Below are 17,001 nucleotides of genomic sequence, written 5' to 3' on the forward strand. Positions count from 1 at the left end.
GCCCGTGCCGCAAACCTACAGGGATCGAAAAGACTGATGAACGGCCTTTATGACGAATTTCGAATAGCATTGCACAGCGTCTGGAACAGGCGCTGGCTGGCATTGGCGGTCGCCTGGAGTATTTGCCTGTTCGGCTGGCTGGTCGTCGCGTTGATCCCGAATAGCTACCAATCCAAAGCTCGCGTGTTTGTCGAAATGCAGTCCATCCTCTCAGACAAGGTTGGCATCGAAACGCGCGACCGCAAAAGAAATATGGACCGGGTTCAGGAAACGCTGGCGTCGACCATCAATCTGGAAAAAGTAGTCCGCGGAACGGATTTGAACCTTTCCGTTGCCAGTGATCGCGAATTGGCCGGAAAGGTCGAGATGCTGCGCAAGAATATCGAGATTAAATCGGAAAAGGACAATCTTTTCGAAATTACCGCGAATGCATCGGTCGGCAATCTTTCGGATGCCGAAAACGCGGTTCTATCCCGTGAAATCGTGCAGAAGATGATTGATATTTTCGTGGAAGAAAATCTGTCCGGTGACCGGGATGAAACCAGTCAGACTTTGAAGTTTCTTGATGCGCAACTCGCGTCAAGGGAGAAGGACCTTCAGGAAGCCGAACAAAAACGGGTTCAATTCGAGACGGAAAATTTGGGGCTTCTGCCTGGCGTTGGGTCGATCAGTCAGCGGATCGAGGCGTCGCGCGCCGAACTCAGTCAGATTGAATCACAATTGGCTTCCGCTTCCAGTTCACTGGCGGCGTTGAATGGTCAGCTAGCTGGAACACCGCCCACTATCGCGACTCCCGGATTCGGCGGTGCCAGTTCCGGTGGTGGCGCGCGTGGCCAACTGGCGCAGGCACAAGGCCAACTGGCCTCTGCGCGAGCACGAGGATGGACCGATAGCCATCCAGATATCATTGCTATGAAGAGCCAGATCGCTGCACTCCGCGCCCAAGTAGCTGCGCAACCGAATGATTCGGGCAGTTCGTCCTACCGAACGCCAAATCCGGCCTACAGTTCATTGCAAAGCATGAGGGCGGAGCGGCAAGCATCAGTAGCCGCCCTGCAGGCACGCAAAAATGCCATCCAGGCAGACATGGCGCAGCTGTCATCGAAACAGTCTTTGGAACCCGGTGTCGCTGCAGAAATGGCACGGATTAATCGCGATTACGAGGTGTTGAAAAACCAGTATGACAAGATGCTGCAGGATCGCGAACAGATCAAATTGCGCGGACAGGTCGAATCGGAAACGGACTCGGTTAAGTTCAAGGTTATTGACCCACCTTCCAGCCCACGCTCGCCAGCGGCTCCTAACCGGCCTCTTTTGCTTGCGATGGTATTGTTCGTCGGCATTGGCGGCGGTGTCGGTGCGGCCTTCGCCATGGGACAATTGCAGACCAGCTATCCAACGTCAGCCAAGCTTGAAAAGGCGAGCGGACTGCCTGTCATTGGCTCAGTTTCACAGATTCTGACGAGCAGTCAGAGGGTTATCCGGCAGAAAAAAATGCGGCTCTTTTATAGCGCCGGCGGGGCTCTGTTCGGCGTTTTTGCGCTGTTGATGGTCGTGGAGTTTATCCAGCGCGGCATGGTTGCTTGAGGAGAGAACATGAACAAATATAATCCCCTCAATAAACCGAGTTCGCTGCTGGAGCGCGCGGCGCAAGTCTATGACTATGTCCCCTCTAAAACAGGCGGTCCTGAACAGAATTACGGTCCTGAAATATTGGTTCCGGAAGCGGCTAAACCACAGCAAGTCGTGCGGACACCGGCCCGAAATCAGCCGGCCTATGATGGCCCGCGGGTCATAGTTGATCGCGACAAACTTCGAGAAGCAGGCTTTGTTGTCCCTGATGGACCAGTCACCGGTATTTCCGAAGAATTCCGGATTATCAAACGCCAACTGCTGATGGCGGCCAAGGGCACCAACAAACAGGCGGCTTTGCCGCATGGCGAGCGCATTTTGATTTGCTCAGCCCATCCGAACGAAGGCAAGACCTTTTGCGCATTGAATCTGGCGCTTTCGATTGCCGCCGAGAAAGACAATGAAGTGCTCCTTGTCGACGCTGATTTTGCTAAGCCCAGTATTTTGTCCAGCCTTGGTCTGGAAGGCAGCAAGGGATTGATGGATGCATTGGCCGATCCGCAGTTGCCGGTCGAGCAGTGCATAATTCATACTGATATTGCCGGTCTCGCTATTCTACCAGCGGGTGAGCAAACTAATGCTGATACCGAATATCTGGCCTCTTCGCGTACGCAGGATGTGCTTAATCAGTTAACCCAGCATAACCCCAGCCGGATTGTTATTTTTGATTCACCACCGGCATTGTCAGCATCACCGGCTTCCGTGCTTGCGACCCATGTCGGGCAGGTGGTGATGATCGTAAAAGCAGATGAAACAACCGAAACAGCCCTGCGCGATGCGCTTAGCCTGATGGCTGGCTGTGACAATATCCAATTGCTCCTGAACGGCACGAAATTCTCGCCAACAGGGCGGAGCTTTGGATCCTATTATGGATATGGAGAGCAAAAGTGATCAGCCCTCAACCCAAACGTATTATGAAAATCGGAGCGATTGTTTCGCCGCTGATGATCATGGCGGTACAGCCGGTGCAAGCGCGGGATCGGAACGTCGAAGTTACGCCTTATCTTGAAGTGCAACAGGTCCTCGTTGCCGATCTCAAAAATGGTTCAGACGTGCTTACCTATACAGCAGTTGCAGCCGGAATTGAGACATCGATCCAGACTCGCCGAGCGGAAGCGCAAGTGAATCTGCGCTATGAGCGGCGCTTTTTCTATCAGGACAATATTGGTGATGATGACATTTTGAGCGGCTTGGCGCGTGGTAGTGTGCAAATCGTTCCAAACATATTAGCATTAGAAGCTGGCGGTATTGCGACACGTAGCCGCATCGATATTCGAGGTGCTGCGCCATCGAACACGGTCGGAAATATCGACAATGTGACGCAGGTCTATTCGGTTTATGCTGGACCGTCCTTGTCGACCAATATCGGTGCATTGGATGTGAATGCCAATTATCGTGTCGGCTATACCAAGGTTGAAAGCGAAGATACGGGCATATTACCGCCAGGTCAGCTGCCGATTGATATTTTCGACGACTCGGTAAGCCACTCAGCCAGCGCCAGTGTTGGAATGCGCCCGGGTGAACTGCCATTTGGTTGGTCCGTCGGGGCGGGCTATGAACGCGAAGATGCTGGCCAACTGGACCAGCGGTTCGAGGGTAAATATGTCCGCGCCGATGTCACGGTTCCCGTTACGCCGACTGTCGCTCTTGTTGGTGGTGTTGGCTATGAAGATATCGAGATTTCGGAACGTGATGCACTGCGCGATGTGAATGGCGACCCTGTGATCGATAATGACGGTCGTTTGGTCACCGATGAAGCATCACCGCGTCTTTTATCATATGATCAGGACGGTTTGATCTGGGATGCTGGAGTATTGTGGCGGCCTAGCAGACGGACATCTCTCGAAGCGCGTGTCGGGCGTCGCTATGGTAGCACGACCTATGCCGGTAGCCTTGGCTATCAACCGAACGAGAATACGTCACTGAATGTTTCAGTCTACGATACGGTGTCGGGTTTTGGCAACTTGCTGAACGATAATCTGGCGTCTCTTGGCACCAGTTTTTCCAGCAGTCGGAATCCATTGAGCGGCGAGTTAAACGGATGCGCCTTCGGGCAGTCGAGCAGCCTGTGTTTCAACGATGCGCTGCAATCGGCGGCATCTTCATCGTTCCGCGCGCGCGGTGTGAACGCGCAGCTGGCTTATAGCTATAATGGCTGGAATGCAGCCGTCGCAGCGGGCTATTCGCGCCGTCGGTTCTTTGCCGCACAATTGGGCGGATTATCGGCTGTCGATGGGCTTGTGGACGAGAATTACTACGCCAATCTGTCAATCGGTCGCCAGCTGGATGCGCGCTCCAGTTTTGACACCAATGTCTATGCCAATCTGCTCGACAGCGGTTTTGCGGGTGCACCCAACGTACTCGCTCTGGGAGCCAACGCCGCCTATTATCGTCAGATCATTCCGGGTTTGACCGGGACAGCAGCGGTTGGCCTGGACAGCTTTCAGCAGGATGGCTTTGACAGTGAACTCACGGCCTCTGCCTTGCTTGGGCTGCAATATGAATTTTAAACAGGTCACCGCAAAAGTGGGTGGGAGAAACCAGAATGTATGAAACTTTTTATGGACTGAAAAGTCGGCCTTTCCAGCTGACCCCTGATCCGCATTATTATTTTGAGAGCCTGACCCACCGGAAGGCTTTGTCCTATCTCGGTTACGGTCTGGCCCAAGGTGAAGGTTTCATTGTTATCACGGGTGATGTTGGTGCGGGCAAAACCACACTAGTAAGTCATTTGATGGCGACGATTGATACAGAGCGCCTCACGGCCGCCAATATCGTTACCACCAAGCTGGATAGCAAAGACATCGTTCGTGTGGTCGCGAATAACTTTGATATTGATACAGACGACATGGACAAGGCTCAGTTGCTGAGTGCTTTTGAAGAGTTTTTACATGCAGAAGCCAGGGCCGGCCGGCGTTGCCTGCTGATCGTCGATGAGTCGCAAAACCTGCCGACAGGTGCTCTGGAAGAGCTGCGCATGCTCTCGAATTTCCAATTGGGCGGGCAGGCTCTGCTTCAGATTTTTTTGCTCGGTCAGCCGGAGTTTCGTGATCTGCTGCAAGGGTCTGATCGATTGGAGCAACTACGCCAGCGCGTTATCGCGCATCATCATCTCGAACCCATGGAATCGCATGAGATTGAGCCATACATAACCCACCGGTTATCCAGAAGTGGTTGGTCTGGCCGTCCGAAAATCACATCCGACGTGTTTTCCCTGCTCTATAGCGAAACCGAAGGGGTTCCGCGCAAGATCAACACGTTGATGAGCAGAGTTATGTTGATGGGAGCAGTTGAACAGGCCGAACTGATTGACCAATCGCTCGTTGGACGTGTGCTTGCGGATTTGAACGGTGAACAAATTGATATAGCAGAACCCGAAATGGAAGCCGATCTTCCCGCAGCGAAGAGTCCCTTATGGGAAAAGCCGGCACGTTCCGGTCAGTCCCCAGCGGCACCTGAAACAGAGGTTGTATCGGAATCTGCCGCATCGGTTGTTGCTACCGTTGCGGAACCGTCAGTTCCGACCGAAGAAGAAGTGGCATCGTCCGAACATGACGTTTTGCCGTTTAAAAGCGCGGAACCCGTTGCCGAGACCGTATCCGCTCCGCCTGTTGCCATGGAGAAGCCCGAAAAGGCGTCAGCGCCCGTGGAAGAGAAAACCGACACAGCGGCAGTCGAAGCAATAGCTGAACGGCTAGCCGAGATGGAAGCTCGGATGGCTGGTCAGGAAGAACATCTGCACCACATCTTGACGATGCTGGTGGATTGGGTCGAAAGCGATATCCGAAGCAAGGAAAGCTATGTCAATGCAGGACGCGCGGCCTGAACCCATCAACAAGGCGAGAGAAGACAATGCTTTTTTCAACGCCATGTCAGTGGATATCGAAGACTGGTTTCAGGTTGGCGCCTTTGAAACCGTCATCGACCGTGCCGACTGGGACAGTTTAGAACATCGCGTTGAACGCAATAGCGATCAAGTTCTCGAGCTATTTGATGAAGTTGGCATCAAGGCAACCTTTTTTACGCTGGGCTGGGTAGCAGAACGCTATCCAAAGCTCATGCAGCGCATCATTGCTGCCGGGCATGAGGTGGCCAGCCATGGCTATGATCATGCGCGCGTTTTCACAATGTCCGCCGATCAGTTTCGGGATGATCTGGCGCATAGCCGTAAAATTCTGGAAGACAGTACCGGACAAGCAGTGACCGGCTATCGTGCGCCCAGCTTCTCTATCGATCAACGGACACCATGGGCGCATGAGATATTGGCTGAACAAGGTTATCGCTATTCATCCAGTGTCGCGCCGATCAAGCACGACCATTATGGTTGGGCCGGTTCACCGCGTTTCGCCTGGAAACCTGTTGTAGGTTCGAATCTAATCGAACTTCCGGTCACGACCGTTAAAGTTGCAAACCGTGTTCTAGCGTCAGGTGGAGGCGGTTTCTTTCGACTGCTCCCCTATGCTGTTTATGATCGCGCAATCCGCAAAATGCATAAAGATGACGGACGTGGAGCAATTTTCTATTTCCATCCCTGGGAAATCGATCCGAAACAACCACGGGTTGGCAATGCGCCGCTGAAATCAAAGCTTCGCCACTATACCAAGCTTGAAGCCATGCGAGCTAAACTGGTCCGTGTTGGCAAAGATTTTCGCTGGGGCAGGGTTGATGAGCTAGCCGCGTTAGAGGCGGAACTTGCGATATGAATATGCCATTCTCTCCTCGGGTTCTGAACGTTCGTGTTTTGGCACAGGATGATCCGAACGAAATAGCCCGCATCGACAAATTTGTCAGCGATCATGTCCAAGGCACGGCTTTTCATCGACCGGCCTGGCTTTTGGCCATTGCAAAGGCTAGCGGCCATGATTGGTGCTACTTGTTGGCAGAAAACGGTCACGGAGAGATAGAGGCGCTATTGCCGCTCCACCTGATCCATTCCGCGCTATTCGGTCGCGCATTGGTATCGTCCGGTTTCGCTGTCGGCGGGGGTATATTGGGACAAAGTGATCAGGCTACACAAACACTCGCACAAGCTGCATGGAACTTTGCCGAAAGGCACAGTTTCCCGTCCATTGAGCTGCGTGGCGGACCCAATCCCGGTGCCAATTGGCAAAATAAGGATGGTATCTATGCAAGCTTTGTTAGAGCACTTGCGGGTAATGATGAGGATCAATTGCTCGCTGTTCCACGCAAGCAACGCGCAGAGATTCGCAAGGGACTGAACAACGATCTTGTCATTCGTGTCGGGGTTGGTGAACAGGATCGAGCAGATCACTATGCCGTTTATGCAGAAAGTGTGCGGAATCTTGGTACGCCGGTGTTCCCAAAGTCATTGTTTGATGCGGTTCTGGAAGCCTTCGGGGAGGATGCGGATATTCTAACCATATTTGCGGATAACAGGCCCGTGGCGAGCGTTCTAAGCCTTTATCACAAGGGAAATGTAATGCCCTATTGGGGCGGCGGAACCTTCGATGCTCGCCGCCTGCGGGCCAATGATGTGATGTATTATGCATTGATGAACCATGCCCGCGAAAGAGGCTGTGAGCACTTTGATTTTGGTCGTTCCAAGGTGGGCACCGGGGCCTATTCCTTCAAGAAAAACTGGGGCTTTGAACCAGAGCCGCTATCCTATTTCATCCGGACGGCAGATGGCGAAGATGCGCGCGATGTTAATCCGATGAGCCCGAAATACCGGCTGCAAGTCGCTCTGTGGCAGAAATTGCCGCTTTCCATTGCAAATCGACTGGGACCGCTGATCGCCAAAGGCCTTGGCTGATGGGCGAGATCCTGTTTCTGACCCACCGTGTACCTTGGCCGCCCAATCGGGGTGACAAGATACGCGCGCACCATATTCTGCGAAAGCTGATTACATATCGGCCGGTGCATCTGGCTTGCTTTGCTGATGACGAGACTGAGGCAGCGGAATGGTGTGATGTTAAGGGATTACTCGCAACGGTGAGAATAGCCCGTCGAAGCAAACCCAATTGGTGGGCAGGCATCGAAGCCATTGCGTCGGGCAAGCCCGTTTCGCTGACCGCTTTTGAGAGCGCGGAAATCCAAAATTATGTCGACGACATTTTGAAGACACGTCCCATTGACTGCATTTTCGTATTCTCTGGTCAGATGGCACAATATATTCCAGCGGATTTTTCTGGCCGGGTGATCATGGACTTTGCCGATGTCGATAGCGCAAAATTTGAAAGCTATGCCGGTGAAGGGTCTGGTCTAATGACCAGGGTCAATCGTCGCGAAGGCAGGCTTTTAAGGGATTTTGAAAAGCAGATTGGTGAACGCGCTGACCATTCGCTCTTCGTCAGTGAAGCCGAAGCGCAGTTGTTCCGGCAACGCTCGGGTCTTGATCATCAAAAGGTGATAGCAGTCGGCAACGGAATTGATCTAGAATTCTATGATCAGGAAAAGGTGCTTGCAGCTGAACTCCCCAATGGCAGGCCGCTGATCATTTTTACAGGCCAGATGGATTATCGCCCGAATGTTGAAGCTGTTATCAGTTTTGCTAAAGAGGTTATGCCCAAAATTCTTGAGCAACACCCTGATACGCGGTTCGCTATTGTTGGACGTGCTCCCACGCCAGAAGTTTCGCGTCTCGATGGATTGAATGGCACGTTGGTGATCGGCAGCGTTGACGACATTCGCTGCTGGCTGAAGGCCGCCGATGTTGTGGTAGCGCCGCTTCGCATCGCACGTGGGATACAAAATAAGGTTCTTGAGGCCATGGCGATGGGCAAAGCTGTCGTGGCCTCCGCTCCGGCCGCACAGGGTATTGCTGCCATCGATGGTCAGCATTTTCACGTTGCTGACGATGCGCAGCATGAAGCAATGCTGGTTTGTGATCTATTGTCAGACCTTGGAAAGGCGAAAGCACTTGGCGAACGAGCGAGCGAACTGATCCGTTCGAACTATAGTTGGAACAAGCAGCTAGCCAATATCGCCAAGCTTTGCGGCATCGACGAGCGGGAACCTGTTGAGGCAGCCAGATGAGCAGTGCAGCCATTAATCACAAATTGGATGGGCGCTCAGTGGCATCAAAAACAGTCCTTTGGAGAAAGCATCTCCGTCTGTTGGGTTTTGCAGTTGCCGTAATATTGATCCTGTTCTGGCGGGACGGTCTGGCGATGCTGGACGCTTGGTGGAATGTTTCGACCTATAATCATTGTCTTTTAATAGGTCCGATCATTTTCTGGCTGGTCTACCAGCGACGCGAGGAACTGATAAAGATCACCCCTTCTATCTGGGCTCCCGGACTGTGGTGGACCGGTGCAGCGGCGATCGGCTGGTTTCTTGGTGAAGCGGCTGGAGTGTCTTTTGCCCGTCAACTGGGCCTGATCATGATGCTGCAGGGCGCAGTGATAACTTTGCTGGGTCGCAAGGTGATGCTGGGTTTGATTTTTCCCATATTTTACAGTTTTTTCCTTGTACCATTTGGTGAGGAATTTGTGCCGTTGTTGCAGACTATCACTGCGAAAATGTCGATGGTTTTCCTCGGTTGGGCAAATATTCCGGCTTTCATCGATGGCGTTTTTATTTCGACACCTACGGGGTATTTTGAAGTAGCAGAGGCATGTTCGGGGGTTAAGTTCCTGATTGCGATGGTCGCTTATGGAGCATTGGTCAGCAACATTTGCTTCCAAAGCTGGCGGCGGCGAACGGTTTTCATGATCGCCGCGCTCGCAGTGCCAATCATCGCCAATGGCATTCGCGCGTTTGGAACTATCTATATCGCGCATCACACAACCATCGATTTTGCCACTGGCTTTGACCATATTTTCTACGGCTGGTTCTTCTTTGCATTTGTCCTCGCTTTGGTGATGGCCGTTGGTTGGCCGTTTTTCGATCGCAAGATTGACGCATCGATAATTGATGGCGATGCAATCGCGCGAAACTCGACTGATCAGTCAAAGCTATCGCCGCGTAACGCGATGATTGTGATGGCACTGATGGGTGCTGCACCCGTGCTCTGGACATCAGCCCTGGCCGCACAAGGCTCTTCGGTGCCGGACAAGATTGCTTTACCAGCAGTTGCTGGTTGGGAGCGTATTGATTATCGTCCCCAATTCGACTGGCAACCGCGATTTGATGGCGCCAACCATCAATTGCTTGGTCGGTATCGCGAAGCGTCCAGTGGTGTCGAGGTTGATCTAGCGATTGCAGTCTATGATCGCCAGGAAGATGGCCGTGAGATTGTTGGTTATGGACAGGGCGCTTTCGATCCCGGTAGCGATTGGTCGTGGAGTCGCAACCTGACCGCTCCCGAATCAGGTCAGGGCATACAGATAACTGCTCCCGGTCCTGTGGTGCGGGATGTGCATTCTTTTTATCGGGTCGGGAACATATTGACCGGTAGCGGATCGGCCGTGAAGCTTGAAACGGTGAAGACCAAATTGCTTGGTGGCAACCAGCAAGCGGTCGCCGTCTTGATATCGGCAGAGAAAGTGGACGAGGCTGGTCCAGCGGCGGCCATGAATGATTTCCGCAAGGCACTTGGGCCAATCGATAAATTGGCTGACGAAATGGCAGGGCTGCGCTAGGGCGCACATCATGTGCGGCATTGCGGGAATATTTCATCTGGAGACGGCCAAGCCGGTTGATCCCGTGCGCCTTCGCAAGATGACCGACAGCCTGACCCACCGCGGGCCTGATGGTTCCGGGATCTGGACCGCGCCGGGCGTTGGTCTTGGACATCGCCGCCTTTCGATCATTGATCTGGAAGGCGGCGCGCAGCCAATGCTGACCGCTGATGAAGCGCAGGTGATCAGTTACAATGGCGAGATCTATAATTTTCAGGACGTCCGGGTGGAACTCGAATCGCTCGGCCATCGTTTCGCCACCAGCGGCGACACAGAGGTTATTCTCTATGCCTGGCGGCAATGGGGCGTTGATTGCCTGAAGCGGCTCAATGGCATGTTTGCCTTTGCAATCTTTGACCAGCGCACCAAACAGCTGTTTATGGCCCGGGATCGGTTGGGGGTGAAGCCGCTTTTCTATGCGCCGGTGTCGGATGGTAGCATAATCTTCGGTTCCGAGTTGAAGGCTTTGCTCGCAAACCCCCTGCTGCGACGAGAACCCGAAATCCGAGCGGTCGATGACTATCTCGCGTTCGGCTATGTGCCCGATCATCGGTCGCTGTTGAAGGGCGTTAAGAAGCTGCCGGCAGGTTACTATTTGTTGCTCGAACAAGGCAAGCCGGAGCCAGCGCCAATAGAATATTGGGATATGGATTTCAGCCAGCGCAGCAGGGCTTCGGCAGCGGCGCTGGAAGAAGAACTGGTCACACTGATGAAGGATGCTGTCGGCGCGCGGATGATCGCTGACGTTCCGCTCGGCGCGTTTCTGTCCGGCGGTGTAGACAGCAGTGCGGTCGTTGCATTGATGTCGGAGAAGAGTCGGCAACCTGTTAAAACCTGTTCCATCGGTTTTGACCAGGCGTCGCTTGACGAGACCGGCTATGCCGAGCGCGTGGCAGAGCGGTTCAAAACCGATCATCGTTCGCGCACCGTTGCTGCGGATGATTTCGGGTTGATCGATACGCTTGCCGATCATTTCGATGAACCTTTTGCGGATGGATCGGCTTTGCCGACCTATCGTGTGGCTGAACTCGCGAGGGAAAATGTAACGGTCGCGCTGTCCGGAGATGGCGCGGATGAAGCGATGGCGGGCTATCGCCGCCATGTGTTCCACCATGCCGAAGAACGGGTGAGGGGCTTGCTCCCGCAATCCTTTCGCGGTCCGGCTCTGGGCTGGCTTGGCAAGGTTTATCCCAAGGCGGATTGGGCACCGAGACCGCTCCGCGCCAAATCGACTTTGCTGTCGCTCGCGCGCTCCGGACCGGAAGGCTATGCTGAAGCGGTAGGGGTAACAACACCAGCAGGACGTCAGGCAATCTATTCCGATGCGATGGCGAAACAGTTGGGCGGCTATCAAGGCGAAACGCATATGATCGGGCTGATGGAAGGCGCTCCGGCGCGCAATGGTCTGGATCAGGCGCAATATGCCGACATGAAAATGTGGCTGCCCGGCGATATCCTGACCAAGGTTGACCGGACCAGCATGGCGGTGAGCCTTGAGGCGCGGGAACCGTTGCTCGATTACAAGCTGATGGAATTTGCTGCCAGGCTGCCGACCAACCTGCGGGTACGGCGCGGAACCGGAAAATATCTTATGAAAAAGTCGATGGAACGCTATTTGCCGCAAGATATCCTCTATCGCCCGAAAATGGGCTTTGTGACGCCGATATCCCAATGGTTTCGCGGGCCGCTGGCGGATGAAGCGCGGAATATCTCCGGCGCTGGCGCATTGGCGCGAATGGGCTGGTTTGACGATCAGGCGCTCCGCAAAGTGGCGGATGATCATATCGCCGGAAAGGCCGATAACAGCCGCTTGCTCTGGCAATTGCTGATGCTCGATAAATCACTGCAGCGCCTCTTTCAACTCTAGTCAAAACCGTTCGCACTGAGCTTGTCAAAGTGCGCTTTCAGGCGAGATATGTCCTTCGACAGGCTCAGGACGAACGGTTTCTGGAATACCGACCATGATGTACTAGGCCGGATAAATCGCATCGACAAAATAGAGCCCGTCCGGTGGCGCGTTAAAGCCCAGCGCATCGCGGTCTTTTGCCTTCAACGCTTTCAACAAGTCGTCGCGCGTCCATTTGCCATCGCCGACCAGTTTGAGGCAGCCGACCATCGAACGCACCTGATGATGCAGGAACGACCGCGCCGCCACCTCGACCTCAATCTCTTCGCCGTAGCGGGTGACCGAAATGCTGTCCAAGGTCTTCACCGGGCTTTGCGCCTGACAATGGGCGGATCGGAAAGTGGTGAAATCATGCTGTCCGACCAGCTCTTGGGCCGCCTCGTGCATGAGACTGGCGTCCAATGGTCTTGCGACCTGCCAGCTTTGCCCTCTGTCCAATGTCAAGGGCGCGCGCCGGTTGGTAATCTTGTAGACATAGCGTCGGCCGATACAGGCAAAGCGGGCGTGCCAGTCATCGGGGACAATGTCGCAGGCCAGGACCGCTACGGGATGAGGGCGCAGTCCGGCATTGAGACCCTCCATCAACCGGAAAGGCGTTAGCTTGGTCTCGAGATCAAAATGCGCTCGCATCCCGAGCGCATGAACACCTGCATCGGTCCGGCCAGCGGCAAAGACGCGAATATCCTGTTGGGTAATAGTTTTAATAGCATTTTCAACAGCTTGCTGGACGCTGGGGCCATGATCCTGATGCTGCCAGCCCATGAACGGGCGGCCATCATATTCCAAAGTGAGGGCGAAGCGGGTCATTGCAGCGATGTGCCTACGGGTATTTGCGTGCCGTTCAAAAACTCCGCAAGTGTCAGTTTTGGACGGCCTGCTTTTTGAATCAATGTGGGTTTGATCGCCCCGTCGCTGCAGGCGATTGTCATATCGTCATCCAGCACTATGCCCGCTGAACCCGACGCATCTATTAGCTCGGCAGCATGGATGCGATAACGGTCGCCACCAAATTCAAAAAACGCGCCCGGCACGGGATTAAACGCTCTGATCTGATGCAGCACCGCTGTGGCGGACTGTTCAAAGTTCACACGGGCTTCTTCCTTGGTAATCTTCTTCGCATAGGTGGCGAGTGCATCATCTTGGTTCTCTGGCGGATAATCTTCCGGAGAAGCGAGATATTGCACCATCAGGTCAGCACCGGTTCGCGCCAGCTCTTCGGTCAGCTCGCCTGCGGTTTTTTCCGCAATTGGCGTGCCGGATTTCAGCAGCATCGGGCCGGTATCAAGTCCCGCCTCCATCTGCATGATCGTAATGCCCGTTTCCTCATCGCCAGCCAAAATCGCGCGCTGCACGGGCGCCGCGCCGCGCCATCGGGGCAACAGTGAGCCGTGAATATTCAGGCACCCCATTTTGGGTGCGTCCAATATGGCTTGCGGCAGGATCAAGCCATAGGCGGCAACGACTGCTGCATCGAGATCAAGTTCGGCAAATTCGGTCTGCGCATCATCATTCTTCAAGGAAACCGGCACGCGCACTTCTAGGCCCAATTCCTCTGCGACCTGCTGGACAGGCGAGGGCGTAAGTTTCTTCCCGCGTCCGGCGCGGCGCGGCGGTTGTGAATAGACGGCAACGATATCATGTCCTGCCGCATGCAGAGCGCGCAGGGCGGGGACCGCAAATTCCGGTGTGCCCATGAAGGCCAGGCTCAGTTTTGTGGGCGCTGCGGCGGTCATGGCCGCGCCTGCCGCAGCATGGTCCCGGCTGCAAAGTTCACACAGATCACAGGGGTGTTTCTGTTACCGCTCCAGTCTGTCGCCGTGCCAAAGTTCACACAATTCTCACCCCTTGCATCCGGCTCGGGTGATAAAGCGGATTCTTTTCGTAACGCTTTGAATGTCGCGAATTTAACGGGTTTGTGAGTCATGCTGTCTCCCTAACCAAACTCGTGCGTGTAGGACAGCATGATTTTATATTGGCAGCGCGCACCTCATGGCCCTAAAGGTCAAATCATGGCATCGCAGGAAATCGAAAATCTGGTTCAGGCTCTGTCCAAACTGCCGGGCTTGGGGCCTCGGTCGGCGCGGCGGGCTGTGCTGTATCTGCTCAAGCGCCCCGAAACCACCATGAAGCCTATTTTGGCGGCAATGGAACGGGTGGAAGCCAATCTTGTTACCTGCGGAATTTGCGGGAATGTTGATACGCAGGACCCCTGCCAGATATGCAATGATCCGAAGCGGGACGCGAAATCGCTCTGTGTCGTGGAGGAAGTCTCGGACCTGTGGGCGCTCGACAAATCCCGCCTGTTTCCCGGCAAATTTCACGTGCTGGGTGGACGGCTCTCAGCGCTCGACGGTGTGCGGCCAGAAGATATTGCGATCGACAAGCTGATCAGGCGGGTGGAGCAGGGCGGTATTGATGAAGTCGTGCTGGCTATGAATGCGACCCTGGAAGGGCAAACAACCGCGCATTATATTGCCGAAAGGCTGGAAACCTATCCTCTGCGTCTCAGCCAGCTTTCCCACGGCATTCCCGTGGGGGGAGAGCTTGATTATCTTGATGAGGGTACATTGGCGCAGGCGTTGCGTTCGCGCCGGCCGATCAGCAACGATTGAATGTTGCGAAGCTGCTGCGAGCAGTCCTTGACGAATCCGGCTAGAATCCCTAAATTTCGGTTATGGCCATTTTACCTATTCTTGAAGTCCCTGACCCGCGTCTGAAAACTGTTTCAGAGCCGGTGACCGTGTTTGATGACGAGCTGAAAACCCTGATCGCGGACATGTTCGAAACCATGTATGACGCTCCGGGTATAGGACTCGCCGCTATTCAGGTTGGCGTGCCGAAACGTATTCTGGTCATTGATCTGCAAGAGCCTGTGGAACATGATCACGAACATGGTGAGCATTGCAATCACGACCATGAAGTCGTTCGCGATCCGCGTGTTTTTATCAATCCGGAAATTCTCGACCCGTCCGAAGATTTGAACGTTTACAGCGAAGGCTGTCTCTCGGTGCCAGAGCAATATGCCGATGTCGAACGCCCCGCTGCAATCACGGCACGCTGGCAGGACGAAACTGGCAAGCAGCATGAAGAACAGATGGACGGCCTTCTCGCAACCTGTTTGCAGCATGAGATGGATCATCTTGAAGGCATATTGTTCATTGACCATCTGTCCCGCTTGAAACGGCAGATGGTGCTCAAGAAGCTTGCCAAGCAGCGTAAAGAAGCGGCTTAGGCTCGCGCTTTGTGCTCCTGCGCAGGCAGGAGCCTATCTCCCACGTTTCTCGTCACGCCCTTACTCGAAAAGAGAAAGCGCTGATCTTCGGACGCTCTCACAACCTCACCCTAGCGACCAACTGCGATGATTGGAGATGGGCTCCTGCCTGCGCAGGAGCACCGGTCTGACTGATCGGAACATAAAGCGCTTGAGCTTTGCATCAAACCGACCTAAGTTCTTGTTTCGTTCCTACTGAAAGGGTCTGTTTTGGACGCTGTTTTCGCTCTTCTCATTGCTATTTTTACCCTGATCATGGGGCTTGGTGCCGGTTGGTATATGGGCGGACGCGCGGCCGCGGCAGCCAGCAAGGCCGCCGAAGAAACCGCCGCTTCGCTTCGGACCATGCTCGACGGCCTGCAAACAGAGCGTGATACCGCACGATCCGAACGCGATGCGATCCGCGAAGATCGCGATCAGGCACGGCAATCCCTTGCGTCTCTGGAAGCGGATGCCCGCAACCACGAAAAGCAACTGCAGCAACTGGTGGAAGCGAAGGAATCACTCTCTGCACAATTTTCGGAAGTCGGCGCGAAGATGCTCGAAACCGCCCAGCGTCAGTTTCTGGAGCGGGCCGATCAGCGCTTTGACCAGGCCAACGAGAAAGGCGGCGAGAAAATCGCCAAGCTGCTTCAACCGGTGCACCAGCGGCTCGCCACCTATGAAGAGTCGATCAAGAAGATCGAGAAAGAACGCACCGAATCCTATGCCGGAATTACCGCTACGATCGAACAGGTCCGCCAGGGACAGGACAGGGTGCAGCAAGAAGCGGCCCGTCTGGTAAACAGCTTGCGCAACGCCCCTAAGTCACGCGGGCGTTGGGGCGAGCAGCAGCTGAAAAATGTTCTCGAGACCTGCGGTCTGTCGGAACATACCGACTTTGTAACCGAGCAGAGCATTGATACCGATGAAGGACGTCTGCGTCCCGATGCGGTGATCAGCGTGCCAGGTGGTCGCAAATTGGTGATCGATGCCAAAGTCTCGCTTAACGATTATCAGGACGCTTTTGAAGCGGAGGAAGAAGATGCGCGCAGCTTTGCAATGGCGCGCCATTGTAATTCGATGAAAACGCATATCGATGGTTTGTCCAAGAAAGCCTATTGGGACCAGTTTGAAGACGCGCCTGATTATGTGATCATGTTTGTGCCGGGTGAGCATTTCCTCGCCGCCGCTTTGGAACATGAACCGACCTTGTGGGATCACGCTTTTGAGAAAAAGGTTCTACTCGCCACTCCGACCAATCTGGTGGCCATTGCGCGCACGGTCGCCGGTGTCTGGCGGCAAGAGAAAATGGCGGCCGAAGCAAAACAGATCGGGCAACTGGGCAAGGAAATGTATGACCGGCTAGCCGTGGCGGGCGAGCATCTGAAACGCATGGGTTCCGGCCTTGGCAGCGCCGTTGGTAATTATAACAAATTTGTCGGCAGCTTTGAACGCAATGTCATGGCAACGGGGCGCAAATTTGCCGAGCTTAACGTTGAAACCGGAAAAAAAGAACTGGATCCCGTTGCAGAGATAGAAGCCCTGCCGCGATATGCATCGGATGCCGAAGCGGCATTAATCGAGAATGATCACGACAAGAAAGACACTGCCGCGGATTAAAACTCTAT

The 17,001-nt window shown here is 54.3% G+C and carries 15 protein-coding genes; 12 read left to right on the forward strand and 3 right to left on the reverse strand.

All coding sequences use genetic code 11. The features are described from left to right. Nucleotides 1-36: 36 nt before the first annotated feature. The 9 genes from ACO6S1_RS16185 to ACO6S1_RS16225 are packed head-to-tail and all read left to right on the forward strand — an operon-like array spanning nucleotide 37 to nucleotide 12,081. Nucleotides 37-1,587: an XrtA system polysaccharide chain length determinant gene (locus ACO6S1_RS16185; protein WP_422343595.1), complete on the forward strand. Its 1,551-nt coding sequence runs from the start codon at nucleotides 37-39 to the stop codon at nucleotides 1,585-1,587. A gap of 9 nt (nucleotides 1,588-1,596) precedes the next feature. Beyond that, nucleotides 1,597-2,523 carry an AAA family ATPase gene (locus tag ACO6S1_RS16190; RefSeq protein ID WP_422343596.1) on the forward strand — a complete coding sequence of 309 codons (927 nt, stop codon included), beginning with the start codon at nucleotides 1,597-1,599 and terminating at the stop codon, nucleotides 2,521-2,523. Further along, the gene (locus tag ACO6S1_RS16195) at nucleotides 2,520-4,142 is read left to right on the forward strand and encodes a hypothetical protein (RefSeq protein WP_422343597.1); all 1,623 of its coding nucleotides are present in this window, start codon (nucleotides 2,520-2,522) and stop codon (nucleotides 4,140-4,142) included. The genes ACO6S1_RS16190 and ACO6S1_RS16195 overlap by 4 nt, the downstream gene beginning before the upstream one ends. Before the next feature lie 35 nt (nucleotides 4,143-4,177). Beyond that, nucleotides 4,178-5,458, forward strand: a complete 1,281-nt coding sequence (locus tag ACO6S1_RS16200; protein WP_422343598.1) for an XrtA/PEP-CTERM system-associated ATPase — start codon at nucleotides 4,178-4,180, stop codon at nucleotides 5,456-5,458. After that, the gene (locus ACO6S1_RS16205) at nucleotides 5,439-6,335 is read left to right on the forward strand and encodes an XrtA system polysaccharide deacetylase (protein WP_422346218.1); all 897 of its coding nucleotides are present in this window, start codon (nucleotides 5,439-5,441) and stop codon (nucleotides 6,333-6,335) included. The genes ACO6S1_RS16200 and ACO6S1_RS16205 overlap by 20 nt, the downstream gene beginning before the upstream one ends. Continuing rightward, entirely contained in the window at nucleotides 6,332-7,405 is a 1,074-nt protein-coding gene (locus ACO6S1_RS16210) for a FemAB family XrtA/PEP-CTERM system-associated protein (RefSeq protein WP_422343599.1), read from the forward strand. The genes ACO6S1_RS16205 and ACO6S1_RS16210 overlap by 4 nt, the downstream gene beginning before the upstream one ends. Then, entirely contained in the window at nucleotides 7,405-8,628 is a 1,224-nt protein-coding gene (locus ACO6S1_RS16215) for a TIGR03087 family PEP-CTERM/XrtA system glycosyltransferase (protein WP_422343600.1), read from the forward strand. The genes ACO6S1_RS16210 and ACO6S1_RS16215 overlap by 1 nt, the downstream gene beginning before the upstream one ends. After that, nucleotides 8,625-10,175: an exosortase A gene (xrtA, locus tag ACO6S1_RS16220; RefSeq protein WP_422343601.1), complete on the forward strand. Its 1,551-nt coding sequence runs from the start codon at nucleotides 8,625-8,627 to the stop codon at nucleotides 10,173-10,175. The genes ACO6S1_RS16215 and xrtA overlap by 4 nt, the downstream gene beginning before the upstream one ends. Nucleotides 10,176-10,185: 10 nt before the next feature. Beyond that, complete coding sequence (locus ACO6S1_RS16225; RefSeq protein WP_422343602.1) at nucleotides 10,186-12,081, forward strand: XrtA/PEP-CTERM system amidotransferase; 1,896 nt, start codon at nucleotides 10,186-10,188, stop codon at nucleotides 12,079-12,081. Nucleotides 12,082-12,183: 102 nt separating this feature from the next. On the opposite strand, the gene truA is transcribed toward ACO6S1_RS16225, so the two are convergent. The 3 genes from truA to ACO6S1_RS16240 are packed head-to-tail and all read right to left on the reverse strand — an operon-like array spanning nucleotide 12,184 to nucleotide 14,044. Then, nucleotides 12,184-12,927, reverse strand: a complete 744-nt coding sequence (truA, locus tag ACO6S1_RS16230; RefSeq protein ID WP_422343603.1) for a tRNA pseudouridine(38-40) synthase TruA — start codon at nucleotides 12,925-12,927, stop codon at nucleotides 12,184-12,186. After that, nucleotides 12,924-13,829: a methionyl-tRNA formyltransferase gene (fmt, locus tag ACO6S1_RS16235; RefSeq protein WP_422346219.1), complete on the reverse strand. Its 906-nt coding sequence runs from the start codon at nucleotides 13,827-13,829 to the stop codon at nucleotides 12,924-12,926. The genes truA and fmt overlap by 4 nt, the downstream gene beginning before the upstream one ends. Before the next feature lie 20 nt (nucleotides 13,830-13,849). Continuing rightward, the gene (locus tag ACO6S1_RS16240; RefSeq protein ID WP_422343604.1) at nucleotides 13,850-14,044 is read right to left on the reverse strand and encodes a hypothetical protein; all 195 of its coding nucleotides are present in this window, start codon (nucleotides 14,042-14,044) and stop codon (nucleotides 13,850-13,852) included. Nucleotides 14,045-14,129: 85 nt separating this feature from the next. Between ACO6S1_RS16240 and recR the strand changes: the two genes are divergently transcribed. The 3 genes from recR to ACO6S1_RS16255 all read left to right on the forward strand — a co-directional run bounded on the left by recR (nucleotide 14,130) and on the right by ACO6S1_RS16255 (nucleotide 16,993). Beyond that, a complete protein-coding gene (gene recR / locus ACO6S1_RS16245; protein WP_422343605.1) occupies nucleotides 14,130-14,732 on the forward strand; it encodes a recombination mediator RecR in 603 nt (200 codons plus the stop codon). Between the two features lie 62 nt (nucleotides 14,733-14,794). After that, nucleotides 14,795-15,352: a peptide deformylase gene (def, locus tag ACO6S1_RS16250; RefSeq protein ID WP_422343606.1), complete on the forward strand. Its 558-nt coding sequence runs from the start codon at nucleotides 14,795-14,797 to the stop codon at nucleotides 15,350-15,352. Nucleotides 15,353-15,601: 249 nt separating this feature from the next. Continuing rightward, complete coding sequence (locus ACO6S1_RS16255) at nucleotides 15,602-16,993, forward strand: DNA recombination protein RmuC (RefSeq protein WP_422343607.1); 1,392 nt, start codon at nucleotides 15,602-15,604, stop codon at nucleotides 16,991-16,993. Nucleotides 16,994-17,001: the final 8 nt, after the last annotated feature.

Origin of the sequence: Parasphingorhabdus sp. (assembly GCF_965233695.1) — a bacterium.
Lineage (GTDB): Bacteria > Pseudomonadota > Alphaproteobacteria > Sphingomonadales > Sphingomonadaceae > Parasphingorhabdus.

Excerpts from the sequence above, each read along its gene's own strand:
- ACO6S1_RS16185 (WP_422343595.1), top strand. The coding sequence starts at position 37 with ATGAACGGCCTTTATGACGAATTTCGAATAGCATTGCACAGCGTCTGG.
- recR (WP_422343605.1), top strand. The coding sequence starts at position 14,130 with ATGGCATCGCAGGAAATCGAAAATCTGGTTCAGGCTCTGTCCAAACTG.
- ACO6S1_RS16225 (WP_422343602.1), top strand. The coding sequence starts at position 10,186 with ATGTGCGGCATTGCGGGAATATTTCATCTGGAGACGGCCAAGCCGGTT.
- ACO6S1_RS16210 (WP_422343599.1), top strand. The coding sequence starts at position 6,332 with ATGAATATGCCATTCTCTCCTCGGGTTCTGAACGTTCGTGTTTTGGCA.
- ACO6S1_RS16240 (WP_422343604.1), bottom strand. The coding sequence starts at position 14,044 with ATGACTCACAAACCCGTTAAATTCGCGACATTCAAAGCGTTACGAAAA.
- xrtA (WP_422343601.1), top strand. The coding sequence starts at position 8,625 with ATGAGCAGTGCAGCCATTAATCACAAATTGGATGGGCGCTCAGTGGCA.
- ACO6S1_RS16215 (WP_422343600.1), top strand. The coding sequence starts at position 7,405 with ATGGGCGAGATCCTGTTTCTGACCCACCGTGTACCTTGGCCGCCCAAT.
- ACO6S1_RS16205 (WP_422346218.1), top strand. The coding sequence starts at position 5,439 with ATGCAGGACGCGCGGCCTGAACCCATCAACAAGGCGAGAGAAGACAAT.
- ACO6S1_RS16200 (WP_422343598.1), top strand. The coding sequence starts at position 4,178 with ATGTATGAAACTTTTTATGGACTGAAAAGTCGGCCTTTCCAGCTGACC.
- truA (WP_422343603.1), bottom strand. The coding sequence starts at position 12,927 with ATGACCCGCTTCGCCCTCACTTTGGAATATGATGGCCGCCCGTTCATG.
- def (WP_422343606.1), top strand. The coding sequence starts at position 14,795 with ATGGCCATTTTACCTATTCTTGAAGTCCCTGACCCGCGTCTGAAAACT.
- ACO6S1_RS16190 (WP_422343596.1), top strand. The coding sequence starts at position 1,597 with ATGAACAAATATAATCCCCTCAATAAACCGAGTTCGCTGCTGGAGCGC.